We start from the raw sequence: 24,690 nt of genomic DNA, 5'->3' as shown, positions 1-24,690 counted from the left end.
CGAATAGTCACAGAGCAGAAGCGTACCGGGAGGAACGGCATATCGAATCGACATAGCGGGACTCTAAGTCATAACTCGTAAACCGCTAACCCATTCCTTCCCGGCAGAATCAATGCTAACCCTCTGACGCAGCTCTTCCCGAGGACCCAAGCAAACCCGTGTTTCGTGTTCCCATCCTCATCGCGATCGCGCTTGCCATCGCCTTCGGCGGCGGGATCTGGTCCACCCTTGTGGCGCTCGATGCGACCGTCGGTTTCGGCGCCATCAAGCTCGGCCCCTGGGAAGCCTTTCCCGAGGTGCAGACGGCGGCGGCGGACCCCTACGCCAAATCGCACAGGGCCAATGGCGGCAGGCTGCTCTATGCCAGCGCGGAAGGCCTCGTCTTTACCGCGTCCGTCGATGACACGGGCGCGCGCCTTTCCGGAAACTGCACCTATCGGCTGACGGGTCACACGCCGCCGGCGCGCCTCTGGACATTGTTTGCCGCTGCCCCCGGCGGCGGCCCGCCTTCGGCGCAGTCGGACCTGCCGACCGCACTCAACTCCCGCATCGTGCTGCGCGACGAGACCGGCAGTTTCGATATCACCATTGCCGCGACCGCCAGGCCCGGCAACTGGCTCGCCGTGCCCGCGAACGGAACCTTTCGCCTGACGCTGACGCTTTTCGACACCCCGACCGCCGGCAGTTCCGGCCTTATCGACCTCACCATGCCGCGCATCGAAAAGACCGGGTGCGGCAATGCTTAGTACGAGGCTTAGATCGGGGCTTAGTTCAGGGCTTAGATCCGGGTCCAGATTCGCCCTTCAGGTGGTTTTCGCCGTGGTGACCGGCCTTGTCGGCGCCGCCCTGCTGCACCTCATCATCGTCCTGCTGCTGCCGGAATTCAGCGAACGGGACGCCTATACGCGCATTCTGGCAAAGGGCGAGATCCATCGCTTCTACCGGCTGGGGGAAAAGGCGGATCGGACGGGGCTTGCCAAGGACGATCCATTTGTGGAGGTGGCCGTCTGCGCCTTCGACGTCGCGGACGGTCCGGTGCGGCTGACGGCTGCCAATAGCGGTGCGCCCTTCTGGTCGCTGGCGATCTACGACCAGTCGTCCAACGAGGTGTTCAGCATCAACGACCGGACATCCGCCGGCGGCGGCCTGGATCTGGTGATCGCCACGCCGGTGCAGCTCACGACGCTGCGCAAGGCGTTGCCGCAAGCAATATCGCAGTCGATCCTGGTGGAAACGCGGCAGGCGGACGGTTATGCCGTGTTGAGAAGTCTTGCACCGCAAAAGAGCTTTGCGGATATCGCGTCGCAGTTCCTGGACAAGGCAACCTGCATGCCTTTCGAATGGCGCACCAGAAGCCGGTTCTGATGGAGACCAGTCCTTAAAAAAGTCAGTCGGCGCGTACCGCGTGATTTTCCGCCTTGCGGTCCATCCGGTCGTCGAAACGCTCGTACCGCACGCCGGTAAAGAACAGAAGCTGACCCGCGTCCTTCGCCTCGCCGATCTTGATCTGCGGCCGGCGGGGGTGTTCGTTGCGCCATCTATTCAACAATACGATCTCTGCCATGCTCGTCTCCGTTTTCGGAATTCGAGACGGATGAAGACGGATCGATCTCACCCTGCCCTCTGAATGGGCCGACGCTTCCGGGAAACCCGGACATTCGCGTCTTTCTCGTCGGTGCGCCGGTTGAAAAGCGCAAGGACATTTCGCCATAAACGGCCGGTTCCGCCTGAGCCGGCCGGGAATGGGATGGCCCTCAAGACATACATGAAACGCGAGGGCCACCCGGAACTCGAAGCCCCGGCAACACACGCCGGTTATGCTGAATTTCGCCAGAACGGCATTAACAGTCAGTTAATGCTAAAATACCACTTACTACCGATGCTTACCTGTTGTCTGCAGCAGAAACGCAGTCGCGATTTCCTGGTGAGCAGGCACAGCCGGCGCGAAATGCGCTTTCCGGTTCCGCTTGTGAAACAACAGACCACCAAAAAATGACAGACGTATCAAAACGACCCGTCTTCACCGACCGTTAACTCTCAGAGGGTTAGCATACGGTTAAACCAAGGCGTCCCGCGAAGCAGATTTACAGCTGCGCGAGCGGCAGCGCCGCCGGGAGTTCCCCAGGAAAGGTACGATGACAGCATCAGGCAAGCCCCGACGGCCCACCTGAAGGCTTCACGGCACCTCATGAGTTGTATTGCGTCGATGTGAGTTTGCCTGTGACGAATGAGTTCCGCGACCTTGAAAGGCCCCGTGCCATGCGTAAGAAGGATGTGGTGCTGATGGCCACTGTGACTGTCTTTGAAAGCCTGCCGCATCCGACGCGGTCGGAACTTCGACAGTTCGCCGAGCTTTTCGCCCCGCTCTTTTCCGCTTCCTCCGAGGAAGCCCGCCGCGAGGCCGTCGCCGCCCTTTCCCAATGCAGGAACGTGCCGCCAGCCGTCGCCTTCTTCATCGCCAGCCAGCCGATTTCGATCGCCGCCCCTTTCCTCACCTCCTCCGGCTGCCTCTCCGACGAGACGCTGATCACCATCGCCCGCACCCAGGGCGAAGCGCATGCGCGGGCGATCGTCCGCCGCGAAGTGCTGTCGCCCACCGTCATCGACGCACTGGTCGGGCTGCGCCACAACCGCACCGCCCGGCCCATCGAGACGCCCGTAGCGGAAGCCGCCGCGGCGCCGGTTGAGGACACGGCGGCTGCCGAGCAACTGGCTCGCGAAGAAGACCTGCGCCAGCGCATCAAGGCGCTCGCCAGCCATATCGACCGCCCGGCGCACGACCGGCTCGGCCTGCGCACGCTCTCGCCGATCCAGGAAGCCCTGCTCGTGCGCTTCGCACGTGACCGGGAGGCCGGCCTTTTCGCGACCGTTCTCGCCGACTCCCTTTCGGCAAGCCTCTGGCTTTCCGAGCGGATCATGCTGGATATTTCCGGCCAGCAGCTCGCCACCACGCTCAAAGGCATTGCGATGCGGGAAGAGGACGCGATCTTCATCCTGCAGCGGATCTACGATCATCTCGGGAGCCTCGAGGACGGCGTCACGCGCGCAGAATCGCTGTGGAACTCGCTCGACGAGGACGAGTGCGGCAAGCGGATCGAAGCCTGGCGCCGGGCCGACAGCTATACCTATGCCGAACCGCAACGGCAGCCGGCCGCAGCCAACGAGACGAAAGAGCACGAGGACGAGCCGCGCATCGTCCGCACCAGCGCCAGCCTCCGGCGCTCGACGGCCGCCGTCCACCGGGCTCGCTAGACCAGCGTCAGACCGGCTTCACCACCTCGAAAAGATCGGCGACGTCGTCGGTCTCCAGCTCCACGAGCCAGAGATCGGGATCGAAGCGAAGCTCGCGAGACAGGATCTCGCGGACGGCATCCGGCTCCGTCTTTTCCGCCCTCACCTCGAACTTGCGCTGCCCATCGTCCTCGCCGAAGAAATTCTGCGGCGCGGGGGCATAGAGCGTTTCCAGCCCGTCGCGAAAACGGTGGCGGATGAAGACGGCGCCCGCCTCCTCCGCACCCTTCTTTTCGACGGCTGCAAAACCGCCGAGCCCGAAGACGCGGCGGATCAGGGCGGAGACGAAGATATGGGATTTCAGGCGCATCACCCCTCTTACGGCGGTTAGCGGGTCAGCGCAAATGACGCGGCCTTCGTTTTACCCGGGTATAATCTTGCATTAATTTTATCCGGATGATATTGCGATCCTCGAATGAGGAAAACGACATGACCATCATCGACAGGAAAGCGGCGATCGCCGCCTACAAGGAAAGAAAGGCTCCCACCGGCATATATGCGATCCGCTGCGCGTCCACCGGCCAGCAATGGGTCGGCCGGGCGGCCGATCTCGACAAGATCAGGAACCGCATCTGGTTCACGCTGCAACACGGCAGCCACGTGAGCAAAAGCCTGCAGGCAGCCTGGAACGCTCAATCCGCCGAGAACTTCGAGCTCAGGCGGCTGGAGGAGATCGATGAGGAGCTGACGGGCTATCTGAAGGACCGGGCGCTGAAGGACCGCCTCACCCACTGGGCTCTCGAGCTGGGTGCCGAGCTGACCTGAGGGGGCTGGCGGCGCCTCCCCGACCTCGAGTGCTGCGTCCCTCTTTCCTTTCGTGCGCCGCACGGTAGTTTAAGCCCCGTGCCATAAGGCATTGTCTTCAAAAAGGAGTTGGGGCTTGGGTACTTCCGTTCTGATCAGCATCCTGATCACTTTCCTGGTGATCATTCTGGTTCTCTATCTCATCGCGCGCCTGCCGATCGACGGACGCGCAAAGCAGATCGCCCGGATCATCGTCATCCTCATCGGCATCATCTCGCTTCTGAAATATCTCGCCGTGTTCTAATCCGGCCTGCGGCCGGACCGCCTCTCGAAAGCGAGAGGGTCCGGCCGAGTTCGGTTTCTCACGCCGGGAGCGCTGCGACGCGGCGATACTCCTGCGTCACCCCGTCGTACCCCCAGGCCTCCGCCTGCACCTCCCGGACGATGACATAGGTCGCCACCGACAGGTCGCCGAGATTTTCCTTGAGCAGCGTATCCATCGCCTTGATGAAGCGCTCCTTTTCGTCAGGCGTATTGGTGCCGAGCGTCACATTGGCCTCCACGTGAGCTGCAACGGACAGCGGCTCGCCGCCGACCGTCCAGCCGTCGAGGCCGACCTCCTCCAAGAGGACGGCGGTCACTTCCCGCCGCTTGCGCATGATCGTGTTCATGAAGGTCGTGGTTTCCTGCTGGATGCGGCGCTTGGCTTCCGGGTCCAGGCGCGTGCCGGCGATGATGACATGAACGAAGGGCATCGGTTTTTCCTTTCGAATTTGGTTGACGAAGACATCATCGGCCTTCACAATAATTTTTAAAATCGCGAAGTTTTAAACTGATAGTTTTGCAAAGCTCAACGATTATGCTGCCACTCAACCTCGATATCGACCTGCTTCGGAGTTTCACGCTCGGCATGGAACTCGGAAGTTTCGCAAAGGCTGCCGACCGGCTCGGCCGGTCTCCTTCGGCAATCAGCCTGCAATTGAAGAAGCTGGAAGAGCAGGTCGGCGAGACACTCTTGCAAAAGCAGGGGCGCGGGCTCGTGCTCACCGAGGCGGGCGAAATCCTGCTCGGATATGCGCGACGGATCCTCGAACTCAACGACGAGGCGCGGGCCGCCGTCCGCAGCACCGCCAAACTCGAAGGCTGGGTGAGGATCGGCGTGCCGCAGGATTTTGCCGAAACCTGGCTGCCCGCCCTGCTCGGCCGCTTTTCGAAGAACCATCCGCGCGTGCGGGTGGAAGCGCGCGTCGACCGGGGATCGAGCATGGTGCAGTCGATCGAGAAGGGCGAACTCGATGTCGCCCTGACCTGGGGCGCACTCGGCACTCCCCGTTCGGAAATCGTCGCGCGCCGCGAGGTCGCCTGGATCGGCGCGGAGAATTTTCGCCGCGACGCAGATGAAGCGCTGCCGGTGGTGGCCTTCGACCCGCCCTGCGCATTCCGGAAAGCAGCCGTCGACGCGCTGGATCGCGACGGCATCGCCTGGCGGCCCGCCTTTGCCAGCCCGAGCCTCACCGGGCTCTGGGCGGCGGTGACCGCAGGCCTCGGGGTGACGCCGCGCATCATGGAAGGAAAACCCGCTCATCTTGTTGCCCTCGACCCCGGCAAAGCCGGCCTGCCGGCGCTCGGCGAGATCGAGCTTGCGCTGCACACGGCCGAAAGCCGGCTCGCGCCGCCCGTCGATGAGCTCAAGCGGCTGCTGCTTGAGGCGGTGACGGTGCGCTGACGAAATCAGTGCGGCCAATACCTGACCAAACCGTCAGCACCAGGGGAAACGGGCATCCGAGACCGGTATCGTCGCGGTATGACGATTTTCCACAGCTATTGCGAGGAAGAAGCGGAGGCAGATCATCGCCGGCCTGGAGAATCGAAAGGCCATGCCAGACTGGCGACCCGCAAGGCAGTTTATGCTAATATCTAGAAGGACATTCCCAACGCCCGATATCAATGAAAGAAAATTCATGAATGCCTCGCAAGTAAGGTCGGACGGAGAAAATTAATCTCACCTCCATTCTCGCCAATCGCGGCATGCAGGCGAGGGAACTGGCGGAACCGGCGGCTAAACTGCTGATTTTCGCCCACAAAACATCTTCTTTCGGCTGCCTGCCTACCTCTTTAGGCTGAATTGCACTGTCAGGGTGACTCTTCCAATTTGCCTAGGCCAATCGGGCTAATCCGCGTCCGTTCGGCGATATTTGGCGCCGATCAGGAAGGGAACAGCGATATGAAATTTTTTCTTCACGTGGATGAGCAGAAGGGTTTCATTCACGATCTCGAAGGCATCGATTTTCCCTCCGTCGAGAAAGCCATTGTCGAGACCTTTCTCGGCATCCGCGATATTGCCGCGGACTGCCTGAGGAGCGGTGAAGAACTGACCCTCCAGGCCATAGCCATCGCCGACGAAACCGGTCTTGTCGTCGCGACGATCACCTCGCACGACGCCTTGCAGGGCCTTCTCCCGGCATTCGCCTGAAGTCTGGTTGATGGCGAGGCTGCAAGTGGCAAAGGTCCGGCTCCCCATGACCGGCAGCGGCTAGCTTTTCCATCGGGCCACCGTCTGTTGCGCCCGCTCTTCCTTCTTTCCGGAACGGACGAGCAGCCAGCCCGAGACGATCATGGCCGCACCCCATATCAGAAATCCGACATCCCAATAGATGCGGGAGGTTTCGGCTACGGTTTCATTGACATGGTGGATGCCGAGGAGCTGGTGATCGATCAGCCCCTCGACGCAGTTGAAGACCCCAAAGCCGATCAGCATGGTGCCGACAAGGAGCTTGCCTGACCAATAGAGGTGGCGGCGGTGGGCGTGACGCCAAAGGATGAACAGCCCGGACACGACGAAGAGATAGGTGCTGCTATGGAATATGCCGTCCCAGAACGTGTTCAGCTCCAGGTTTTCCATGCTGGAGACCGGATACCAGGAACTGAGCATATGATGCCACTGGAGCACCTGATGCAGGACTATGCCATCGAAAAAACCTCCGAGGCCGAGACCAAACAGGATACCGGCAGAGATGGGAAAGGTTCTTTCGTGCGGCTCCATAGGCAAAGCGCTCCTGACCCTCAGTTCTTTTCGTGAACTTGTTGAACACCCACGGGTTCCCACACTATGTCTGAATTTCAGGACGGTCTGGCTGCTGGCTGCCCGAAGAAGCGGATGCGTGAGCCGAAAAAAGCCATGTCATTTTTGCGAGAGACAGAAACTCAGCTTGCCGCCAAAGACATACGCCCTAGTTTTTTGCCTGATCCAGGAGGCAAGATGAACGAAGTTTTGAGTAAAAAAGCGAAGACCGGTGTCCAGGGTCTGGATGATATACTGTCCGGCGGACTGTCAAGGCGACATGTGTTCCTGCTCGAAGGGTCTCCGGGAACAGGCAAAACGACGATCGCGTTGCAGTTCCTCATCGAAGGCGCGAGCCTGGGGGAGCGCTGCCTTTATATAAGCCTCTCGGAGACTGACGAAGAGTTGCGGGACGCCGCCGTGTCCCACGGGATGGAAATTGACGAGCGGGTCGAGATTTTCGAACTGGTGCCGCCCGAAAGCCTGCTCGACGCCGATCAGCAGCAGAGCCTTCTCTACTCGTCCGACCTTGAACTCGGCGAGACGACCAAGCTCATATTTGAAGCCTTCGAGCGCGTAAAACCGGCCCGAGTTGTTATCGACAGCCTGTCCGAAATCCGGTTGCTTGCTCAGAGTTCTCTTCGTTACCGCCGACAGATCCTGGCGCTGAAGCATTTCTTTTCCCGCTCGGATGCAACGGTGCTGCTTCTTGACGACATGACTGCTGACAACATGGACAAGACCGTGCACAGCGTTGTCCATGGCGTGATCCACCTCGAGCAGCTTGCCCCGGACTACGGGTCGGAGCGCCGGCGGCTCCGGGTCATAAAGTATCGCGGGCAGTCGTTCCGCGGCGGTTACCATGACTTCGTGATCAGGACCGGCGGCGTGATGGCATTTCCCCGCCTGCGCGCGATCGAGCATAAAACAGGCTTCGAGCGGGTGACACTTTCAAGCGGCCTGCAGGAATTCGACGGTCTTCTCGGCGGCGGAATCGAGCGCGGATCGAGCACACTTCTGATCGGTCCGGCGGGAACGGGCAAGAGCCTCTTCGCGCTGCAGTTCGTCAATGCAGCGGTCAAACGCGGAGAGAAGGCGGCCGTTTTCATCTTTGACGAAGAACTGGGCCTGCTGTTTTCACGGCTCAAACCGATGGGGATCGACCTTCAACGGATGCGGGACGACGGCTTGATCCACATCGAGCAGCTGGATGCGGCCGAACTGTCACCGGGGGAATTCGCCCAGCGCGTCAGGGATCGGGTCGCCAGCTTCGAGGCAAAGACCGTGGTCATCGACAGCGTCAATGGCTATCAGGCGTCGATGCCGGAAGAAAAGGCGCTCATCCTTCACATGCATGAATTGCTTCAGTATCTTAACCGGCAAGGCGCCAATACCTTTCTCACCGTTGCGCAGCATGGTCTGGTCGGCGATATGAAGTCACCCGTGGATGTCACCTATCTGGCCGATACCGTGATCCTGCTTCGTTATTTCGAAGCTCACGGCAAAATTCGCCGTGCCGTTTCCGTGGTCAAGAAGCGGACCGGCAGACACGAAGACACTATTCGTGAGTACCGGATCAGTGAGGCGGGGCTGACCTTGGGCGAGCCGATTTCGGACTTTCAGGGTGTCCTCCGCGGCGTGCCGACATTCGTGGGCAAGAGCCAGCCTTTGTTGCAAAACTCAGATGAGGATGGCTACCATTCCTAACCGAGAGGCCATCGGCCTGATCCACGCGCCGCTCGGACGGGATGCGCAGATTGCAGCTTCGCTTCTGCAGGAAGCCGGAATAACGTCGAAGGCGGCGTCGGATCTTCCGACCTTCGTCGCCAGTCTGGACGACAACGTCGCCTTTGCCGTCATGACCGAGGAGGCCGTGCGCTCAGCCGATCTGCGTTCGCTCGCGTCATGGATCGAGGATCAGCCGAGCTGGTCGGATCTGCCGTTCATCATCCTGACCGCCCGGGGCGGCGGCCCCGAGCGCAATCCCTCGGCAGCCCGCCTGCTGGAGGTGTTGGGCAATGTCAGCTTCGTGGAACGCCCCTTTCACGCAACGACTTTCATCAGCGTGGCTCGCTCCGCGATGCGCGGGCGGCGCCGGCAATATGAAGCCCGGCTGCGTATCGAAGCCCTGGACGAAGGCGAGCGGCGCCTCCAGACGGCCCTGGACGCGGGGCGATTGGGCGCCTGGGAGCTGGACCTTGCGACCAACGAGCTGACGACCTCTACCACCTGCAGACGGATTTTCGGCCGCAGCCCCGAAGATCCCTTCACCTACGAAGACCTGCTGGCCGCCACTCATCCGGAAGATCTCGAACGCGTGCAAGCTGCGTTGAGGGCTTCGATTGCGACCGGATCGGATCACGCCGTCGAATACAGAACCGTCTGGAAAGACGGCTCCATTCATGGGGCAGAAATTCGGGCACAGCTTCACAAGGACCGGGCGGGCAGAGCGATCAAGCTGGTCGGCGTGTCGGCCGATATCACGGAGCGATTGAAGGCCGAGGAACAGCAGCGCCAGCTCAACGAGGTTCTCGAGGAAAGGGTTGCCGAGCGCACCCGCGAGCTGGAAGAGGCGCATGCACTGGTGATGGCGGAGGTGAGCCAGCGCGAGCGGGCTGAAGAGCAGCTTCGCCAGGCGCAGAAGATGGAGGCCATTGGTCAGCTCACCGGCGGCGTGGCACACGACTTCAACAACCTCTTGATGGCTGTCCTGGGTAACCTCGAACTCCTGCGCAAGCATGTCGGAGACGACATCAAGGCGATCCGGTTGATCGACGGCGCCTTGCAGGGCGCAAAGCGCGGCGCCTCGCTGACCCAGAGATTGCTCGCATTCGCACGCCGTCAGGACCTTCATATAGGGCCGGTCGATCTGGCTGGCCTGGTGATGGGGATGAAGGACCTGCTGACGCGCTCCGTCGGCTCCACGGTCTCGGTGGAAGTCGTTGTCCCCGATCAGCTTCCTCCCGTATCGGCGGATGCCAACCAAGTCGAGCTGGCGCTCCTCAACCTCGCCGTCAACGCAAGGGACGCGATGCCGGACGGCGGTGCGATCCGCATAGACCTGAGGGAAACAGAGCAGATTTCAGCGACCGATGCGCTCGCCGCCGGACGCTACGTCGTTCTTTCCGTTGCCGACCAGGGACACGGGATGGACGAGGAAACCCTTCAGAAGGCAATCGAACCGTTCTTTTCCACCAAGGAACTGGGCAAGGGAACAGGGCTTGGACTGTCGATGATCCATGGCCTGGCTCTGCAGTTGAAGGGTGACCTCAAACTGGCGAGCGCGCCCGGCAAGGGCACCACGGCGGAACTTTGGATACCGATCTCGACATCGTCCGTTCCCGAACAGGAGCAAAGCCAGACGGCGCCGGACGACGCAGCGAATGCCGTGGGACCGAAACGGATATTGCTGGTCGATGACGATGTCCTGATCGCCATGAGCTCGGCTGACATGCTGAGCGACCTTGGACACGAAGTTTTCGAAGCGCATTCCGGGCAGGAGGCACTTGCATGTCTCGCCGACGACGGCCGCTTTGACCTGATGATCACCGACTATTCGATGCCGGGCATGACCGGCGCCGAGCTGGCCAAAGCCGCCCGTGAGATCGCTCCCGGGCTGCCGATCGTGATTGCATCGGGCTATGCCGAACTTCCACCGGGCCTGGATCTGGATGTCGCGAGGTTGGGCAAGCCCTATACCCAGGATCAACTGGCTCAGGAGATCCTGAAGCTGACGGCCGCCGGAGACAGGTCGTGACCGCTTCCGGCATATTAGCCGCGCAGCTCGACGCATCGCGCCGCCGCTACAGGGCGCCGATCGATTTCAGCTTCTTCAGGACCATGGCGTTGGGTTCGCCGGTTTCCGGCAAGCGATAGTGCTTTTCGAAACGACGGATGGCGGCCTTGGTCTGTTCGCCGGCAACGCCGTCGACCTCTACATCCGCATAGGCGATGTTGGAGAGCCCCCGCTGGATCTGCAGCACGAGGTCGGTCGAAGGTGACGTCGCGGCGGACGGCCGGACAGCGGCGGGAACTGCGGCTGGCGGTCGGGCGGCAGCAGGGATAGCCGCGGCGGCACGGCGGGCATTGGGGATTTCGGCGGGCGGCGTCATGGCCGGAATGCGCTCGGCGGCGCGGATTGCCGCCGCCACCGGGTCCTCGCTCCGGACGCCGGCATTCTGCACCGGCCGGCGCGGCAGGGCGGCCTTCGACGCCGGTGACGGCGCCGGCTGGGCCGGCTTGATGGAAGCGGGAGCCGGCGCCCTAGCGGTTTCGACCGGGGCAGGTTTCGGCGTCACGGGGGCGGCCGGAAGGGGTGCTGCGAGCTGCGGACGCGGAGCCGGCGGCGCGACCGGAACCGGCGCGGAGACCGGTGCCGCGGCCGGATCGGAAACGGGTGCTGCAACAGGCGGTGCGGAGGGTGCCGCAGGGGTTGCGCGTTCGATGCGGAAAGTCGTGGTATCGGCAGGCGCCGTGCGTTTTATCGGCCGGTAGCCGGCGATCGCGTTCGGGTCATCGGCATCACGGGTGGCGAGGAAGGGTGCGGGATGGCCGCCCGGCTGATACCAGAGGGCATTGGCGGCAACGAAGCTGAAGATGACGCCGACGGTCACAAAGCCGAACAGGGGTTTTGGATGGCGCAGGGCCGCGCGCCCCGCCGCCGAAGCGAGGTTCGACAGAAGACCCGGCTGCCGGACGGCTTTTTTCCTGTCAGGCGATTTTCGCTTCCGCGCGGTCATCGGCAAAATCCTGTTCGTCCATCATGGGCGCCTGCCGGACTGCTTGCAGCCGCGGCGGGAATTCAATTTTCTCCTCATGCAATTCGTCCGGTGTGCTACCGATTCCCGAACCGTCGACCGGAAGCGCGACGGTGACCACCGTTCCCTCGCCCGGTCGGCTCGCGATCGAGAAACGGCCGCCATGCAGCGCCACCAGCCCCTTGACCAGCGAGAGACCCAGGCCGGTTCCTTCGTACGAGCGGGTATAGGCGTTTTCAACCTGCATGAACGGCTGTCCAATGAATTCGAGTTTCTCGGCGGCGATCCCGATTCCCGTATCGCTTACCGAAATCACCACGTCATCGCCCGACATCATGGCATCAATGGAGACGACGCCGCCCTGGCCGGTAAATTTGATTGCATTGCCGGCGAGGTTGATGAGGATCTGCTGTACGGCGCGGCGATCCGCCACCACTTCGCCGAGGCTCCGGGAGGCGCGACTCGTCAGCGTGACACCCTTTTCGCGGGCCGTGAGATCCAGCATGGCGCGGCAGGTTTCCATCGCTTCGGCAAGCGAGAAGGGCTCGGCCAGCAGCTCGTAACGCCCGGCCTCGATCTTCGACATGTCGAGCATGGTGTTGACGACGGAAAGCAGATGCGCGCCCGACTGGCGGATCAGCCCGACATATTCGCGCTGGCGGTCGTTCGCGAGCCGGCCGAAATATTCTCCGGCCAGCACGTCGGAAAAACCGAGGATGGCGTTCAGCGGCGTGCGCAGTTCGTGGCTGACGGCCGCCAGGAAGCGCGACTTGGCTTCGTGGGCGGAACGGGCCTCGGCGACATGGGCGGCAGCCTTGGCATGCAGGTCCTGCTCGTCCGAAACGTCGCGTGCCTGCGCAAAGACATAGAGAACCTGGCCCTCGCCGTCGCGGATGGCGGTCATGTCGAAACGGACGGGCAGGAACTGGCGCCCGGCGGAGGAGAAAGGACGCTCGATGCGGATATCGGCGACAGCGCTTGCCGCCCCCTGACGCAACATGTCGAAGGCCTGGATGAGGCCGATCCGGTCCGACACATGCACGAGTTCGGCAAGCGACTGGCCGGCGGCCTCGCGCAGGTTTTCGGGGAAGCCGTCGCGGTCACGTCCGCCCGTCCTCACGACATGGCCGTGCGGATCGAGAACCAGCGACAGGCCGGGGCAGGCATCGAAAAGCACGTCATCCGGCTGCGCGACCGCGACCGAAACCGCCGCGGGACGCGGAAAGGCAAAAGAGGCCGCGACGCAAAGGAGGAAGAGCGAGAGCACCAGGGCGACACCGACCGGCAACGCCAGTGCCGGCGCAAGAAGCATGGTCAGCGCGGGCGGCACGGCAACCAGAGCGGCGGCGCAGGCAAAGACCAGACGCCGCAGCCGGGCGATATCGCCGGCGCGGGTCTCCTCGCCGTCGCCAAGACGGGTCAGCCAGCGGATTGCGGTCTTGTCGACCAGCAGAACCGCCTTCCCGGCAATGTTACTCAATACGCGCACGCAAAACCCTGAAACAGACTCGTTTGACGAGGCCGACAATAGGCCCCGGCGACTTAAGGAAAGGATAAAAATAGGGGTCTTCTCCCCGGCAAGCAGGCCCCAAATCCGGCTTTGGGACATATTCGAAGGGCCTTCTATGCTTGTGGTTAATGGCGGGTAAGCGACGGATTTGGCTTGATTTTTCCAGCGCTGTTAACTTCTGTGGCGAAGGAGCACACGGCAAGCCCAAGGCTTTCGGCGGGCCTGCCGCAATTATGCTTAACATCAGTCGCTAAACTTCGAGCGAAAGTGTCCGCAGACGTCACACCGGAAGGACGATCGTTCGAATTTTAGATAAATTTGCCGAAAAACCGAACGGCTGCGTCAAAGCGATCTTTGCTTCCGGCCGGTACAACCATGTTCAAGACCGGCACAGACCCGGCGGCCCGCTAGATCCTGCGGGAAAAACAGGTGGACAGGACGATGTGGTTTCTCATCAAGGGAAGTGTTTGGTTCGCAGCCGTTTTGGTGGTGCTTTCCTATTTCAGCAGCCGCCCGGCGACCGACACCCAGGGCGCCTCGGCGCTGGAGGTCAGCGACGCCTTTGCCGCCGCGACCGAAGCCTATCAATATGTCAGCGCCATCTGCGCCGAAAAGCCGGACGTTTGCGAAAAGGGTGCGGAGACCTTCTCGGCGCTCGGCGTCAGGGCCAAGGAAGGCGCTCGCGTTGCCTTCGAGCTGCTCGACAAGCAGTTCGGCGGCAGTAAGCCCGAACCGGAACCCGCCGTGCTCGCCGATCCGCAGCCCACGCCCTTTCCGACAAAATCTCTCGAGAGCGCAGCAGCCGCGGCCTCCGACACGATCTTCACCGGCACCGTGCCGGTGCCCCAGAAGCGCCCAGCGCACTAAACGCTGCCGCTTCATACCGAAATTCAAAACTTGCGCCGGGCTCCATTGCCACGGTTCCCGGCGCCGGACTGCCTGCCCTGCTATTCGGCTTTTTGCTGACGCCGTGAGGAATGAACTCCTCACGGCGCATTTTTTTGCTGTTTTCGGGCCGCTGCAATACCTATATGGAGTGCAGCCAATAACCGGAGCACGCATGGCAAGCCTCGACCAGATCCTAGACGATTTCGCCTTCCTCGACGAATGGGAGGATCGCTATCGCTATGTGATCGAGCTGGGCAAGGCACTGCCGGACCTTGCCGACGACCAGAAGACCTCCCAGAACAAGGTGCAGGGCTGCGCCAGCCAGGTCTGGCTCGTCAGCCATATCGACGGCGGGGCGGATCCGGTGATGACCTTCGACGGCGATTCGGACGCCCATATCGTGCGCGGCCTCGTCGCCATTGTGCTCGCCGTCTATTCGGGCAAGCGCGCGTCGCAAATCGCCGCGACGGATGCCATCGAGATCTTCAACCGCATCGGGCTCGTCGAGCACCTCTCCTCGCAGCGCGCCAACGGGCTCAAGTCCATGGTCAAGCGCATCCGCGAAGAGGCGAGGATGAAAGTCGCGGCGTAAGGCATGCGGGCGGCCGAGCGCGCCTTTCAGCAACGCTCGACGCCCTTCGCCTCCAGGATGCCATCAGCGGCTGCCGACATCAGGAATTCCGACAGCTGCCTGGCGGCTTCTGCGTTCGTTGAATCGGCGCTGATGCCAATGGCGAAGTCGACGTAACTTTGGAGTTCTGCCGGAAACCGACCGACCAGCATGACCTCGGGAGCGGCAGCGAGAATCGAAGTCACGGGAACGACGCCCAGCTCGGCTTCCCCACGGCCGACGGCCGGCGCCGTCTGCCCTCCTGTTACGGCCACCAGCTTGGGCTTCACCTCATCGGCTATTCCCAAGCGTTCCAGCAAACCGGAAAAGTAGCCACCGCTGGTTCCTTCACTGGCGTAGGCGATTGATCCGGCGCTCTTCAACGCATGTTCGAATGCTTCCACGGATCCGATGTCGAGCGGTTGGCTGCCTGCCTTGGCCGCCACCCCCATTGCTATCCGGCCGAACGCTACCTGGCTCCCCGCTTCGACTTTTCCCGCGGCGGCCAGATCCTGCACCAGGTTCGGATTGGTGATGACGAGGTCAAAAGGTTCCCCAGCCTCAATCTCTTTCCTGACCGTCGGATTGAGTTCCCACTTGACCGCAACTGTGAAGCCTGTGGCCGTTTCGAACCGGGATATGAGAGGAAGGACCGCGGGTCGGACCGCAATAGCGCCAAAAAGCCGGACTTCCTGATTCATGGCTTAACCCGAAATCGGTTGAAACGACCTGCCTTACAATACGTATCTGGCCCGCATTTCCATCGCGCCGGCCATTTTATGCTCAGCGTCCATCGTGTCGGCCCTCCGAAAACAGGCCGACAGCGAATGGGACAATACCAGAGCCACACAGGGAACGCACTTCCCGGAAATGCTCCAAGACTTGCGTGAGTTCGAAGGTGCCGCCTTACAACTCCGGCCGATAGTCCTCCGTGCCCCAGTGGTGGCTTTTACGACGATTGGGCGCTTGCGGGGGCGCATAGTGGCGGGCGAGCGCCAGAAGGGACGTGCGCAGCATCAGCTTCGCCGAACGCGCCGGCCACTGGCGTTCGCGCTCCACCGTCTCCAGCCCCTTCGAAAAGCAGCAGACATCCACCGCCACGCCTGACAGTTCCGGTCCCATGGCATCCATCGCTTTGGAAAACCGCATCCTTGCGGCCATCGCGCTGTCGGCGATTTCCGTCGGTCCGCCCGCCTGGCCTTTCGTCCGTTTCGCCAGACGCGGCTCCCAGGACGAGGTGACGCGCGGCTGGAGCTGCCCGCGGGTAAAGTCGGACAACAGCCGTTCGCCCGCCTCGATCGCCTCCGCCGGGAAAAACTCCCTGCCGTCGCGGTCCTTCAGCCGGGCGACCGCTCCCAGCGGAGATTCCAGCAGATTGCGGCGAACCGGCTGGCGTGTGCCTTCCACCTCCATCGTGGCAATGGCGATCTCGCCATGCTGTTCGACGAAGGCCTCTTCGCCCATCACCAGCGACCGGCGCAGAAAAGCGGAGGCTTCGGCCGTGGCGGCGATTCGCGTCGCAGACAGATGCGCAAGACCGAGAGAACGGGCCTGCGACACCACTTCCTCCGGATAAAGCCGTTCTTCGGCGCCCGACAGCCTGATTTCGCCGGCCTCCGTCCGTTGGATCCCGCATTCACCGCGGGCGAGCTGGCGGATCAGCCGCAGAAGCTGTTTCCTCGAGGCGGGATTGGATGTCTTTTCAGTCATGAGACGGCACTTCCGACAAGCCGAAGACGGCCGTGGCGATACGCTCCACCGCCGAGACGAAGTCGTCGAAAGCCGCGTCGTCGCGGCGGTCTTCGACCACATGGCAGGCGTGGCCGACCGTCGTGCGGTCGCGCCCGAAGGCATTCCCGATATCGCTCATGGAGATCCGCAGCGAAACATGGCAGACATACATGGCGATCTGCCGCACATGGCAGGCGTAGCGACGACGATCGCGGCGCAGCATCACCCGGTCGCCGAACAACAGGATCAACTCCGCGACCATCTGGCGCACGATGCGGCATGCAGTCCGGACCGCCATGCTGGCAGGAAGCTTGGAGGGATCGGCGGACGCTTCGAAGGCCGCAAGGGGAGCAAGCGGCGGAGCCGAAGGCTCGAAATGTTTCTCTAAAGGCATGACAACTCCTCAATGAATAGGAATTAATTCATACAGCCTAGAGCAAGAACGGGGACACAGGAACCGTGGCGCCTGCAATTTTTTGCTGAAAAAATTGATATTTTTCGCAAATACTTGAAAGGGAATGGGATTTTTTTCCTCTACCCTTCCTCCCTCAAGGCAAAGAAAAACCGGGCGCGATGGCCCGGCTCTTGTCCGTATGCAGTTGGGCATACAGCTCATCCGCCCGTCGTTTGCGCGATCGGTTCCTCATCGGACGAGATTAAAATCCTCCCATGCCCGGCCGGATTGTCCGGCTCAGGCCTTGCCGCGCTTGCGGCGCTGGCCAAGGCCCATTTCCTTGGCTAGCCTGGAACGGGCTTCCGCGTAGGCGGGCGCCACCATCGGATAGTCGGCCGGCAGGCCCCACTTCTCACGATACTCTTCCGGTGTCATGTTGTAGTGGGTCATCAGATGCCGCTTCAGCGACTTGAACTTCTGACCGTCCTCAAGGCAGATCAGATAGTCGTCTTCGATCGACTTCTTGATCGGAACCGGCGGCTTCGGCTTTTCGACGGCCGTCACCACCGGAGCCGGCGACGAGGTGTTGCTCAGCGCCGAGTGTACGTCTGCGATCAGATTGGAAAGATCACTGACGGGTACCACGTGGTTGCTCACATAGGCAGCCACGATATCTGCGGTCAATTCCACCAGCAGATCCTGGCCTTTGCCCAATGCGATTTCTGTCATTTGTTGTCTCCTGTTCAACGTCGTGGCAGGCTCCGCGACCTCCGCAGATCCTGCCGTTCGTAGAGTCTTTCGGAGAAAAACCACTTGCCCCGCACCGTCTTGCGACCGAAGCCTACCCCTAAGCTTCATGCGGAAGAAAAGCCGATTTTCACCGGATATTGCTTTCGATTGAAACCTGCCCCGCGGCCACCTTTCGTGTGTTCTTCCACTTGAAGAACTTGCCGTCATTGCCATATTGGCGATGGGGACGCTTAATCTCGAACAACATCTGCACTCTACTTGAAATGAAGTACCACTGCTTCGCTCAATGTCCAAGTGAGAAATTTTTCGGATACAGGGCTTTCTATCAGCTATAGACGCCCTAGATCAGCATTACTGACGTATAGACGGTGATTTTCCCAATTATGACAAGCTTATAACTCGTTTTGTGACGGGTTATATTCAGTTTCGGTAATCGTTCAATTCATCCCGCACGGATTTCTCGTGCAGAGGATAACCCATTTTGTGCGCCGCCATGGCGAGCAGATGCGCCGAAATCGGTGCCGTCAAAACGAAAAAAAAGAAGCCCGCCAGCGCCCTTGCAAGGGTCGAGAGATCGCCGGCATGCAGAGCGACCGCCAGAAGCATGAGGCCGGAACCGACGGTGCCCGCCTTGGACGCCGCATGCATGCGGGTATAGACGTCCGGCAGCCGGGTGAGGCCGACCGCGGCCACCAGCGCAAAACCTGCACCGACAAGGATGAGGAGCGCGGTCAGAAGGGCGATCAGCACCTCGATCATTTTTTTGCCTTTCCACTGACGGCAGGGCCGGCGCCCGGCTTGCGGCTACTTGCCCGCTTGCGTTTCGGCGCCAAGGGCGGAGCGGGAATCACCTTGCTCGCTTCCTTCTCGGCCGTTTCGTCTCCCCTGCCCTGCGCCAGGATGAAGCGCGCGAAGGCGACGGTCGCCAGAAAACCGACCAGGCCGAGGGAAATGGCGATATCGATATAGAGCGTGAAGCCGGTGCGGATGGCGATGAGGGCAATGAAGCCGATCACGATGCCGACCAGCATGTCGAGCGCTACCACCCGATCTGGAAGCGTCGGGCCCTTGATGACGCGCCAGACGGTCAGCAGGAAGGAGAGGCCAAGCACCACAAGCGCCAGCCAGAGGGCGGAGGAGAGGATCATCTGAGCCGCCGTCATCGGAAGGCCTCCATGATCTTCCTTTCGAAACCGGTGGCGATATCCCGCTTGACCGCCTCCGCGTCGGAGCAATCGATCGCATGGACGAAGAGCGTCCTGCGATCCTGCGAAACGTCGACGGAAAGCGTTCCGGGCGTCAGCGTGATGAGATTGGCAAGCAGGGTGATCTCGAAATCCCGGTCGACCGTCAGCGGATAGGCGAAGATGCCCGGCTTCAATTCCATCCGCGGGTTCATGACCAACACCGCAACCTTCCAGGCCGAGAGCGCCAGTTCCTTGAAGAACAGGGCAAGCAGCGACAGGAAGCGGCCCATCCGCTGCCAATAGCCACGGGCGCTCATCTGTTCGCGGACGATCCACAGCGACAGGGTCGAAAGCGCGAAGCCGAAGATGAGGTTGTGCAGCGTGGCGCTGCCGGTGACGGCGACCCAGATGACGGCAAAGACCAGCGAGAGGATGTAGGTGGTCACGGCGCGGCACCTCCGGGGAAAACCGATCGGATATAGGCCGACGGTTCGGCAAGGCCGGTTGCGGCCCTTTGCGAAAGATCCAGCACCGTCTCCGGAAACAGGCCGAAGAGAATGGAAAGCGCCGTCAGGCAGCCGAGCGGCCAGGCGATCCGCCAGTCGCGCGCGATTACCAGTTCGGGCGCCGGCTCGGGCCGCGGGCGCCAATAGGCGAGCAGGAAGACGCGGGAAAGCGCCAGGGTGACGATGAAGGCGGAGATCAGGATGGCGGCGGCGAGCCACCAGGCACCGATATCCAGGGAAGCCTTGAGAAGCGCCACCTTGGGCCAGAGGCCGGACAAGGGCGGCAGGCCGGCGGCGGCGAGGAACAGGGCCAGCGAGGCGGCGGAAAACCACGGCGCCCGGCGATAAAGCCCGCCGAGACCGGAGAGCGACCAGGCGCCGCCGAGCCGAGCCGCCTCGCCCGCCACCAGATAAAGCGCCGTCATCGTCACCACCGAATGCAGTGCGTAGAGGATGGAACCGCTGACCGCGGCCGGCGTGCCGATCGCCACCCCGGCCATCATGTTGCCGATGCCTGCAATCACCACATAACCGACGAGCCGGCGCAGATCGTTCTGCGCCAGTGCGCCGAGAGCGCCGATGACCATGGTCAGCGCGGCAGAGATCGCGACGACGAGACTCAGTTCCTCCCGTTCGACGGGAAAGAGCATGACGGTAACGCGGATCAGCGCATAGATACCGACCTTGGTGAGCAGGCCGCCGAACAGCGCCGACACGGTGATACGTGGCGTGTGATAGGAGGCGGGCAGCCAGAAATTCACCGGAAAGGCCGCAGCCTTCATGGCAAAGGCCAGAATAAAGAGCGCCGTCAGCGTGACGAGCGGGGCAGTTTCCCTCAGCCTTGAGGCCTTGCCGGCGATATCGGCCATGTTGAGCGTGCCGAAGATCGCATAGAGATAACCGATAGCGATCAGGAACAGCGTCGTGCCGATCAGGTTGAGGACGGCATATTTCAGCGCCCCGTCGATCTGCTCGGGTTCGGAACCGAGGATCAGCAGACCGAAGGACGAGATCAGCAGCACTTCGAACCAGACGTAGAGGTTGAAGATGTCGCCGGTCAGGAACGCGCCGGAAACGCCCGCCATCAGCAGCATCAGAAACGGAAAGAAACCATAGCGGCGGCCGCCCGCATCGATGTCCCGCAGCGCAAAGACCCCGGCGGCAAGCGCCACGATGGCCGAGACGAACGCCATCAGCGAACCGAAGAGATCGGCGGTGAACGCAATCCCGAAAGGCGGCAGCCAACGGCCCATGACCATGGTGACCGGGCCATATGTCGAGACGCGTACGAGCAGCGCCGCATCGAGGAAAACGAGCAGAGCGAGGCCGGTGATGGCGATCGTCCCGTGCAGGCGCACGGATTTGCGCACCATCATCAGAACCGCCCCGAAGCCGATCATCAGCGCGACCGGCAGCACCACCAGCCAGTCGGCGAGATGCGGAGAAACGAGGACAAGGGCTGCGGAGATATCGGTCGAGGGGGCGGCCATCTATTGAACCTCCCCCCGGGCAAAAACACCCCCCTCTGCCCTGCCGGGCATCTCCCCCTCAAGGGGGGAGATCGGATGGGGCCGGCGTTCTGCCCAAATCAGCGGTGGCGAAGCAAGGCGTCGGCCATGAGACTTGGCAATCGCCAAGTCTCCCCGACAGATATGGAGCGGGGAGCGCGCCGCTTGTCGATCTCCCCCCTTGAGGGGGAGATGCCCGGCAGGGCAGAGGGGGGTGTCCGGCGTAATGTGCAACACCATCCCTTCAATACCCCAGCGGCGGACGTTCTTCGTCTCGCGGTTCGGCAAGGCGCATCTCGTCGGTGTTGTCGGTGCCGAGTTCCTGGTAGGCGCGGTAGGTCAGCACCAGAAGGAAGGCGAAGAAGGAAAAGGAGATGACGATCGCGGTGAGGATCAGCGCCTGCGGCAGCGGGTTGGCGGCGCCCGCGGCCAAGGCATCCATGCCATTCGGGATGATAGGCGGCACTTCGCGGGTCAGGCGGCCGGTGGTGAAGAGCAGCAGGTTCACGCCATTGCCGAGCAGCACGATGCCGAGCAGGATGCGCACCGTATGCTTCGACAGCATGAGATAGATCGCGGCAGCGAAGAACAGGCCGATGAGGATGGCAAACAGCGCTTCCATCAGCCCTCCACTTTCGGCTTGGGGCGCGGTTTCCGGGGCCTTTTCGCCCGGAGGGGCGGTGGTTCGGCGACAACTTCCCGCGGTTCGGAATCCTGCTCCAGCGCCAGCGCAATGGAGGTGATGGCTCCGACCACCACCAGATAGACCCCGATATCGAAGGACATGACGGTCGACAGCGGCACTTCCACGCCGAGGACTTCCGGATAGATCCAGAGGCCTGACATGAAGGGCACGCCGGCAAAGATGGAGATCAGGCCGGAGAGCGTGGCAAGCAGCAGGCCGGAACCGGCGATTGCCATCGGATGAAAGCGGATCGCCCGGCGCACGGCAGAAACCCCGAAGGCGATGCCATAGATCGCCAGCGCGGAGACGGCGATCAGACCGCCGATAAAGCCGCCGCCCGGTTCGTTATGGCCGCGCAGGAGGACGAAGACGGAAAACAGGAGCATCAGCGCAGTGAGAACGGGGGCGACGGTGCGCAGGATGAGCGTGTTCATGAGCGGCCGCCCTCCATCGCGTGCATGACCACCGTCGAGCAAGATCGCCCCCCTCTGCCCTGCCGGGCATCTCCCCCACGGGTGGGGAGATCGGCTGGGCGCACCGGGATCGCCAAATCGCAAAGGTCGATGGGGACACGGGCGTGGCCGCTGTCCGATCTCCCCCCTTGTGGGGGAGATGCCCGGCAGGGCAGAGGGGGGTGAGCCGCGCATGCCGGCATTATCGCCCCTCCCCCGATCCGGCACGTTTGCCTGCCCGCACCCGGATCAGCGCGAGAACCGCAAGCCCGGTCACCATCACCACCGCGATCTCGCCCAATGTATCCGTGCCGCGGAAATCGACGATGATGACGTTTACGACATTGGCGCCGTGGGCGATGGTCTTGGAATAGGCGTTGAAGAAATCGGTCAGCAGGTTGTCGAACGGCGCCTCCACCGACTTCATCAGCAACAGCGTGAAACCGAGCCCGCAGGCGACACCGACCATCGCGTCGAACAGCATCTGTCCGACCGGCCGGTGATCGCGCGGGGAAAGCCTCAGCCGCGTCATGACCAGCGCCAGGATGACGACCGACAGCGTTTCCACCATGAACTGCGTAAAGGACAGGTCCGGCGCGCCGAACAGCAGGAAGATCACCGCGACGGCAAATCCCTGGATGCCGAGCGAGACGATCGCCGTCAGCCGGTCCGTCGCGCGCACCACAGCGAGGATGCCGATCAGCGCGATCAGCAGGAAGGCCCCCTCCTGCACCAGCAGGTTTTGCGGCCAGGCGGGCATGCCGGGCAGTTCGCCGAAGACCAGGGGCGGCACGAGCAGCGTCAGTGCCAACAGGATGAAGGTCGCGGTGATATAGATCTCCAGCCGTCCGGGCTGCACGAAGCGGGTGATGGCGACGGACAGGCGGACCAGCCCGCAAACCAGGCGATCAAAGCCCCGGTCAGGGCCCGGTCCAAGATTTTCGAGCGCCCGGACCATCAGCGCGCGGGCGGTATCGAGCCGCCAGTAGACGAGCGCGCCGAGCGTCATGGTGATGAGCGAAAGCATCAGCGGCAGACCGACATGCGGCATGACGGCGATGTCGACCGTCACCTTTTGATCGGTAATGGCGCTCGCCATCGGCGAGGAGACGTAGCGATGGGCGAGGGCGGAAAAGAGCGTCGCCAGCAGGCCGAGCGCCGCCAGCACCACAGGCCCCAGCCAGAGCGTAACCGGGCCTTCATGGGCATGTTTCGGGGTCTCGATGCGAGGGCCGAGAAAGGGTTTCAGCCCGACCGCAAATGCGATCGCGAACATCAGCGCATTGCCGGCCACTGCAAGGCCGGTGAAAAAGACGGCACGGGGATTTCCGGCCGCAAGCGCCGCATAGATCTCCTCCTTGGCGAGGAAGCCGAAAAAGAGCGGCAGCCCGCCCATGGACAATGCCGCGAGCAGCGCCGCGCCGAAGGTGATGGGCATGGCGGTTCGAAGGCCAGCGAGTTTCGTCAGATCCCGTGTGCCCGTTTCATGATCCACCGTGCCGGCGACCATGAAGAGCGCGCCCTTGAACAGCGAATGGGCGACCAGATAGAGCACCGCCGCTTCGACCGCATGCGGCGCCCCGAAGCCGGTGAGCATGACGAGAAGGCCGAGCGAGGCCATGGTCGTATAGGCGAGCATCAGCTTCAGGTCCGTCTGCCGGACGGCAAGAAGCGTGCCTGAGATCAGCGTGATGCCGCCGAAGAAAGGCAGAAGTATTTCCCAGGCGGGCGTTTTTCCCATCACCGGGTTCAGTCGCATCAGCAAATAGACACCGGCCTTCACCATGGTCGCCGAATGCAGATAGGCGGAAACCGGCGTCGGCGCCTCCATGGCGTTCGGCAGCCAGAAATGGAACGGAAATTGCGCCGATTTGGTGAAGGCGCCGGCCAGAACCAGAACGAGTGTGGCCAGATAGAAAGGGCTTTCGCGCAGGCCGTTTTCCAGATGGACGAGCAGCGAAAGCTGCGTGACGCCCGTGATATTCCAGAGAAAGACGAGACCGGCGAGCAGGCAGAGCCCGCCGCCGCCGGTCACCACCAGCGCCTGCAGAGCGGCGCGACGCGCGGCCTCCCGCTCATGGTCGAAACCGATCAGCAGGAAGGAAGTGATGGAAGTGAGTTCCCAATAGACGAAGAGCATCAGGAAACTGTCGGAGACGACAAGCCCGAGCATTGCGCCCATGAAGAGGAGAATAAACGCGAGGAACCGCCCCTGATCCGGATGACCCTTCATGTAGCCGCCGGAATAGATGACGATCAGCGTGCCTATGCCGGTGATCAGCAGCGCGAAGGTGAGCGACAGCCCATCGAGAAACCAGGAGAAAGACAGATTGAAGCTCGGCACCCAGGCGTAGCCGCCGGTCACCACTTCGCCCGCGGCGACCTCGCCCAGGAAGGTGCAAAAATGCAGGAAGGCGAGCGCCGGCGCGAGCGCCAGGACCCAGGCTGCCTTGTCGCCCAGAAAGCGGGTCAAACCTGGGGCGAGAACAGCGGCCAGGACGGGGAGAAAAAGGACGATGAATGTCAATGCCGGCACATTGGCGGCCATGTCATCTCCTCGGTTGAAACCCCAGAATTCCCCCGAGCATTCGGAAGGAACTGGCTTTCTAGGGTAAA

The 24,690-nt window shown here is 62.1% G+C and carries 28 protein-coding genes and 1 pseudogene; 12 read left to right on the top strand and 17 right to left on the bottom strand.

Annotated elements, in window-relative coordinates; genetic code table 11:
- Positions 1–158 precede the first annotated feature (158 nt).
- Both C5L13_RS03865 and C5L13_RS03860 read left to right on the top strand, forming a co-directional pair.
- Complete coding sequence (locus tag C5L13_RS03865; RefSeq protein ID WP_105381890.1) at positions 159–746, top strand: DUF1214 domain-containing protein; 588 nt, start codon at positions 159–161, stop codon at positions 744–746.
- Positions 747–819: 73 nt separating this feature from the next.
- Positions 820–1,365, top strand: coding sequence for a DUF1254 domain-containing protein (locus tag C5L13_RS03860; protein ID WP_245423219.1), 546 nt, complete (start codon positions 820–822; stop codon positions 1,363–1,365).
- A 22-nt stretch (positions 1,366–1,387) separates the two neighbouring features.
- Here the strand turns inward: C5L13_RS03860 and C5L13_RS28905 are convergent, their stop codons facing one another.
- Positions 1,388–1,564, bottom strand: coding sequence for a hypothetical protein (locus tag C5L13_RS28905; protein ID WP_170117194.1), 177 nt, complete (start codon positions 1,562–1,564; stop codon positions 1,388–1,390).
- Between the two features lie 183 nt (positions 1,565–1,747).
- On the opposite strand from C5L13_RS28905, the gene C5L13_RS03855 reads away from it, so the two are divergent.
- Together C5L13_RS03855 and C5L13_RS03850 are read left to right on the top strand one after the other, a co-directional pair.
- Complete coding sequence (locus tag C5L13_RS03855) at positions 1,748–1,996, top strand: hypothetical protein (RefSeq protein WP_105381888.1); 249 nt, start codon at positions 1,748–1,750, stop codon at positions 1,994–1,996.
- A gap of 224 nt (positions 1,997–2,220) precedes the next feature.
- Entirely contained in the window at positions 2,221–3,252 is a 1,032-nt protein-coding gene (locus C5L13_RS03850) for a DUF2336 domain-containing protein (protein WP_205836807.1), read from the top strand.
- Between the two features lie 7 nt (positions 3,253–3,259).
- Here the strand turns inward: C5L13_RS03850 and C5L13_RS03845 are convergent, their stop codons facing one another.
- Positions 3,260–3,601 carry a DUF1491 family protein gene (locus C5L13_RS03845; RefSeq protein WP_105381887.1) on the bottom strand — a complete coding sequence of 114 codons (342 nt, stop codon included), beginning with the start codon at positions 3,599–3,601 and terminating at the stop codon, positions 3,260–3,262.
- A 119-nt stretch (positions 3,602–3,720) separates the two neighbouring features.
- Between C5L13_RS03845 and C5L13_RS03840 the strand changes: the two genes are divergently transcribed.
- Both C5L13_RS03840 and C5L13_RS03835 read left to right on the top strand, forming a co-directional pair.
- Positions 3,721–4,056 carry a GIY-YIG nuclease family protein gene (locus C5L13_RS03840; RefSeq protein ID WP_105381886.1) on the top strand — a complete coding sequence of 112 codons (336 nt, stop codon included), beginning with the start codon at positions 3,721–3,723 and terminating at the stop codon, positions 4,054–4,056.
- Between the two features lie 115 nt (positions 4,057–4,171).
- The gene (locus C5L13_RS03835; protein WP_105381885.1) at positions 4,172–4,339 is read left to right on the top strand and encodes a Thivi_2564 family membrane protein; all 168 of its coding nucleotides are present in this window, start codon (positions 4,172–4,174) and stop codon (positions 4,337–4,339) included.
- Between the two features lie 58 nt (positions 4,340–4,397).
- On the opposite strand, the gene C5L13_RS03830 is transcribed toward C5L13_RS03835, so the two are convergent.
- Positions 4,398–4,790 (bottom strand): tautomerase family protein, encoded by a 393-nt coding sequence (locus C5L13_RS03830; RefSeq protein WP_105382075.1) that lies wholly within the window; start codon positions 4,788–4,790, stop codon positions 4,398–4,400.
- 104 nt (positions 4,791–4,894) lie between these two features.
- Here C5L13_RS03830 and C5L13_RS03825 point away from each other — a divergent pair, with 104 nt between their 5' ends.
- Together C5L13_RS03825 and C5L13_RS28620 are read left to right on the top strand one after the other, a co-directional pair.
- Positions 4,895–5,761: a LysR substrate-binding domain-containing protein gene (locus C5L13_RS03825; RefSeq protein ID WP_105381884.1), complete on the top strand. Its 867-nt coding sequence runs from the start codon at positions 4,895–4,897 to the stop codon at positions 5,759–5,761.
- A 498-nt stretch (positions 5,762–6,259) separates the two neighbouring features.
- Positions 6,260–6,508 (top strand): DUF6894 family protein, encoded by a 249-nt coding sequence (locus C5L13_RS28620; protein WP_158693377.1) that lies wholly within the window; start codon positions 6,260–6,262, stop codon positions 6,506–6,508.
- A gap of 60 nt (positions 6,509–6,568) precedes the next feature.
- Here C5L13_RS28620 and C5L13_RS03815 read toward each other — a convergent pair whose 3' ends face one another.
- A complete protein-coding gene (locus C5L13_RS03815; RefSeq protein WP_105381882.1) occupies positions 6,569–7,078 on the bottom strand; it encodes a DUF2243 domain-containing protein in 510 nt (169 codons plus the stop codon).
- 216 nt (positions 7,079–7,294) lie between these two features.
- Between C5L13_RS03815 and C5L13_RS03810 the strand changes: the two genes are divergently transcribed.
- Both C5L13_RS03810 and C5L13_RS03805 read left to right on the top strand, forming a co-directional pair.
- A complete protein-coding gene (locus C5L13_RS03810) occupies positions 7,295–8,803 on the top strand; it encodes an ATPase domain-containing protein (RefSeq protein ID WP_105381881.1) in 1,509 nt (502 codons plus the stop codon).
- A complete protein-coding gene (locus C5L13_RS03805) occupies positions 8,787–10,853 on the top strand; it encodes a hybrid sensor histidine kinase/response regulator (RefSeq protein ID WP_105381880.1) in 2,067 nt (688 codons plus the stop codon). Before C5L13_RS03810 ends, C5L13_RS03805 begins: the two co-directional genes overlap by 17 nt.
- 46 nt (positions 10,854–10,899) lie before the next feature.
- Here the strand turns inward: C5L13_RS03805 and C5L13_RS03800 are convergent, their stop codons facing one another.
- The gene (locus C5L13_RS03800) at positions 10,900–11,835 is read right to left on the bottom strand and encodes a peptidoglycan-binding domain-containing protein (RefSeq protein ID WP_105381879.1); all 936 of its coding nucleotides are present in this window, start codon (positions 11,833–11,835) and stop codon (positions 10,900–10,902) included.
- Positions 11,807–13,342: a sensor histidine kinase gene (locus C5L13_RS03795; protein WP_170117193.1), complete on the bottom strand. Its 1,536-nt coding sequence runs from the start codon at positions 13,340–13,342 to the stop codon at positions 11,807–11,809. The genes C5L13_RS03800 and C5L13_RS03795 overlap by 29 nt, the downstream gene beginning before the upstream one ends.
- Before the next feature lie 462 nt (positions 13,343–13,804).
- Between C5L13_RS03795 and C5L13_RS03790 the strand changes: the two genes are divergently transcribed.
- Positions 13,805–14,230 carry a DUF5330 domain-containing protein gene (locus C5L13_RS03790; protein WP_105381877.1) on the top strand — a complete coding sequence of 142 codons (426 nt, stop codon included), beginning with the start codon at positions 13,805–13,807 and terminating at the stop codon, positions 14,228–14,230.
- A gap of 193 nt (positions 14,231–14,423) precedes the next feature.
- Entirely contained in the window at positions 14,424–14,843 is a 420-nt protein-coding gene (locus C5L13_RS03785) for a SufE family protein (RefSeq protein ID WP_105381876.1), read from the top strand.
- 26 nt (positions 14,844–14,869) lie between these two features.
- On the opposite strand, the gene modA is transcribed toward C5L13_RS03785, so the two are convergent.
- The 11 genes and pseudogenes from modA to C5L13_RS03720 form a co-directional block, all read right to left on the bottom strand.
- Complete coding sequence (gene modA, locus C5L13_RS03780) at positions 14,870–15,562, bottom strand: molybdate ABC transporter substrate-binding protein (protein WP_105381875.1); 693 nt, start codon at positions 15,560–15,562, stop codon at positions 14,870–14,872.
- A 205-nt stretch (positions 15,563–15,767) separates the two neighbouring features.
- Positions 15,768–16,571 carry a DUF6456 domain-containing protein gene (locus C5L13_RS03775; protein ID WP_105381874.1) on the bottom strand — a complete coding sequence of 268 codons (804 nt, stop codon included), beginning with the start codon at positions 16,569–16,571 and terminating at the stop codon, positions 15,768–15,770.
- Positions 16,564–16,986 (bottom strand): helix-turn-helix domain-containing protein, encoded by a 423-nt coding sequence (locus C5L13_RS03770; RefSeq protein ID WP_105381873.1) that lies wholly within the window; start codon positions 16,984–16,986, stop codon positions 16,564–16,566. Before C5L13_RS03770 ends, C5L13_RS03775 begins: the two co-directional genes overlap by 8 nt.
- 297 nt (positions 16,987–17,283) lie before the next feature.
- On the bottom strand, positions 17,284–17,715 hold the full coding sequence (locus C5L13_RS03765; protein ID WP_105381872.1) for a MucR family transcriptional regulator: 432 nt from the start codon (positions 17,713–17,715) through the stop codon (positions 17,284–17,286).
- 441 nt (positions 17,716–18,156) lie between these two features.
- Positions 18,157–18,495 carry a monovalent cation/H(+) antiporter subunit G gene (mnhG, locus tag C5L13_RS03760; RefSeq protein ID WP_105381871.1) on the bottom strand — a complete coding sequence of 113 codons (339 nt, stop codon included), beginning with the start codon at positions 18,493–18,495 and terminating at the stop codon, positions 18,157–18,159.
- Entirely contained in the window at positions 18,492–18,899 is a 408-nt protein-coding gene (locus C5L13_RS03755; RefSeq protein ID WP_105381870.1) for a cation:proton antiporter, read from the bottom strand. The genes mnhG and C5L13_RS03755 overlap by 4 nt, the downstream gene beginning before the upstream one ends.
- Entirely contained in the window at positions 18,896–19,369 is a 474-nt protein-coding gene (locus C5L13_RS03750) for a Na+/H+ antiporter subunit E (RefSeq protein WP_105381869.1), read from the bottom strand. The genes C5L13_RS03755 and C5L13_RS03750 overlap by 4 nt, the downstream gene beginning before the upstream one ends.
- Positions 19,366–20,919, bottom strand: coding sequence for a Na+/H+ antiporter subunit D (locus C5L13_RS03745; protein WP_105381868.1), 1,554 nt, complete (start codon positions 20,917–20,919; stop codon positions 19,366–19,368). Before C5L13_RS03745 ends, C5L13_RS03750 begins: the two co-directional genes overlap by 4 nt.
- A 262-nt stretch (positions 20,920–21,181) precedes the next feature.
- Positions 21,182–21,559: a Na+/H+ antiporter subunit C gene (locus C5L13_RS03735; protein ID WP_105381867.1), complete on the bottom strand. Its 378-nt coding sequence runs from the start codon at positions 21,557–21,559 to the stop codon at positions 21,182–21,184.
- A gap of 92 nt (positions 21,560–21,651) precedes the next feature.
- Positions 21,652–22,056, bottom strand: a pseudogene (locus tag C5L13_RS03730) (Na+/H+ antiporter subunit B); the annotation flags it as partial.
- A 220-nt stretch (positions 22,057–22,276) separates the two neighbouring features.
- A complete protein-coding gene (locus tag C5L13_RS03720) occupies positions 22,277–24,622 on the bottom strand; it encodes a putative monovalent cation/H+ antiporter subunit A (protein ID WP_105381866.1) in 2,346 nt (781 codons plus the stop codon).
- Positions 24,623–24,690: the final 68 nt, after the last annotated feature.

The organism is Neorhizobium alkalisoli, assembly GCF_002968635.1.
GTDB lineage: Bacteria > Pseudomonadota > Alphaproteobacteria > Rhizobiales > Rhizobiaceae > Neorhizobium > Neorhizobium alkalisoli.
This window is presented reverse-complemented; position numbering and strand designations above follow the sequence as displayed.

Coding starts and splice junctions, on each gene's coding strand:
- C5L13_RS03830 (WP_105382075.1), bottom strand. CDS start 4,790: ATGCCCTTCGTTCATGTCATCATCGCCGGCACGCGCCTGGACCCGGAA.
- C5L13_RS03840 (WP_105381886.1), top strand. CDS start 3,721: ATGACCATCATCGACAGGAAAGCGGCGATCGCCGCCTACAAGGAAAGA.
- C5L13_RS03755 (WP_105381870.1), bottom strand. CDS start 18,899: ATGACGGCGGCTCAGATGATCCTCTCCTCCGCCCTCTGGCTGGCGCTT.
- C5L13_RS03765 (WP_105381872.1), bottom strand. CDS start 17,715: ATGACAGAAATCGCATTGGGCAAAGGCCAGGATCTGCTGGTGGAATTG.
- modA (WP_105381875.1), bottom strand. CDS start 15,562: ATGAATCAGGAAGTCCGGCTTTTTGGCGCTATTGCGGTCCGACCCGCG.
- C5L13_RS03775 (WP_105381874.1), bottom strand. CDS start 16,571: ATGACTGAAAAGACATCCAATCCCGCCTCGAGGAAACAGCTTCTGCGG.
- C5L13_RS28620 (WP_158693377.1), top strand. CDS start 6,260: ATGAAATTTTTTCTTCACGTGGATGAGCAGAAGGGTTTCATTCACGAT.
- C5L13_RS03735 (WP_105381867.1), bottom strand. CDS start 21,559: ATGGAAGCGCTGTTTGCCATCCTCATCGGCCTGTTCTTCGCTGCCGCG.
- C5L13_RS03845 (WP_105381887.1), bottom strand. CDS start 3,601: ATGCGCCTGAAATCCCATATCTTCGTCTCCGCCCTGATCCGCCGCGTC.
- C5L13_RS03770 (WP_105381873.1), bottom strand. CDS start 16,986: ATGCCTTTAGAGAAACATTTCGAGCCTTCGGCTCCGCCGCTTGCTCCC.
- C5L13_RS03785 (WP_105381876.1), top strand. CDS start 14,424: ATGGCAAGCCTCGACCAGATCCTAGACGATTTCGCCTTCCTCGACGAA.
- C5L13_RS03855 (WP_105381888.1), top strand. CDS start 1,748: ATGGCCCTCAAGACATACATGAAACGCGAGGGCCACCCGGAACTCGAA.
- C5L13_RS03790 (WP_105381877.1), top strand. CDS start 13,805: ATGTGGTTTCTCATCAAGGGAAGTGTTTGGTTCGCAGCCGTTTTGGTG.
- C5L13_RS28905 (WP_170117194.1), bottom strand. CDS start 1,564: ATGGCAGAGATCGTATTGTTGAATAGATGGCGCAACGAACACCCCCGC.
- C5L13_RS03800 (WP_105381879.1), bottom strand. CDS start 11,835: ATGACCGCGCGGAAGCGAAAATCGCCTGACAGGAAAAAAGCCGTCCGG.
- C5L13_RS03805 (WP_105381880.1), top strand. CDS start 8,787: ATGGCTACCATTCCTAACCGAGAGGCCATCGGCCTGATCCACGCGCCG.
- C5L13_RS03825 (WP_105381884.1), top strand. CDS start 4,895: ATGCTGCCACTCAACCTCGATATCGACCTGCTTCGGAGTTTCACGCTC.
- mnhG (WP_105381871.1), bottom strand. CDS start 18,495: ATGATCGAGGTGCTGATCGCCCTTCTGACCGCGCTCCTCATCCTTGTC.
- C5L13_RS03745 (WP_105381868.1), bottom strand. CDS start 20,919: ATGGCCGCCCCCTCGACCGATATCTCCGCAGCCCTTGTCCTCGTTTCT.
- C5L13_RS03810 (WP_105381881.1), top strand. CDS start 7,295: ATGAACGAAGTTTTGAGTAAAAAAGCGAAGACCGGTGTCCAGGGTCTG.
- C5L13_RS03815 (WP_105381882.1), bottom strand. CDS start 7,078: ATGGAGCCGCACGAAAGAACCTTTCCCATCTCTGCCGGTATCCTGTTT.
- C5L13_RS03720 (WP_105381866.1), bottom strand. CDS start 24,622: ATGGCCGCCAATGTGCCGGCATTGACATTCATCGTCCTTTTTCTCCCC.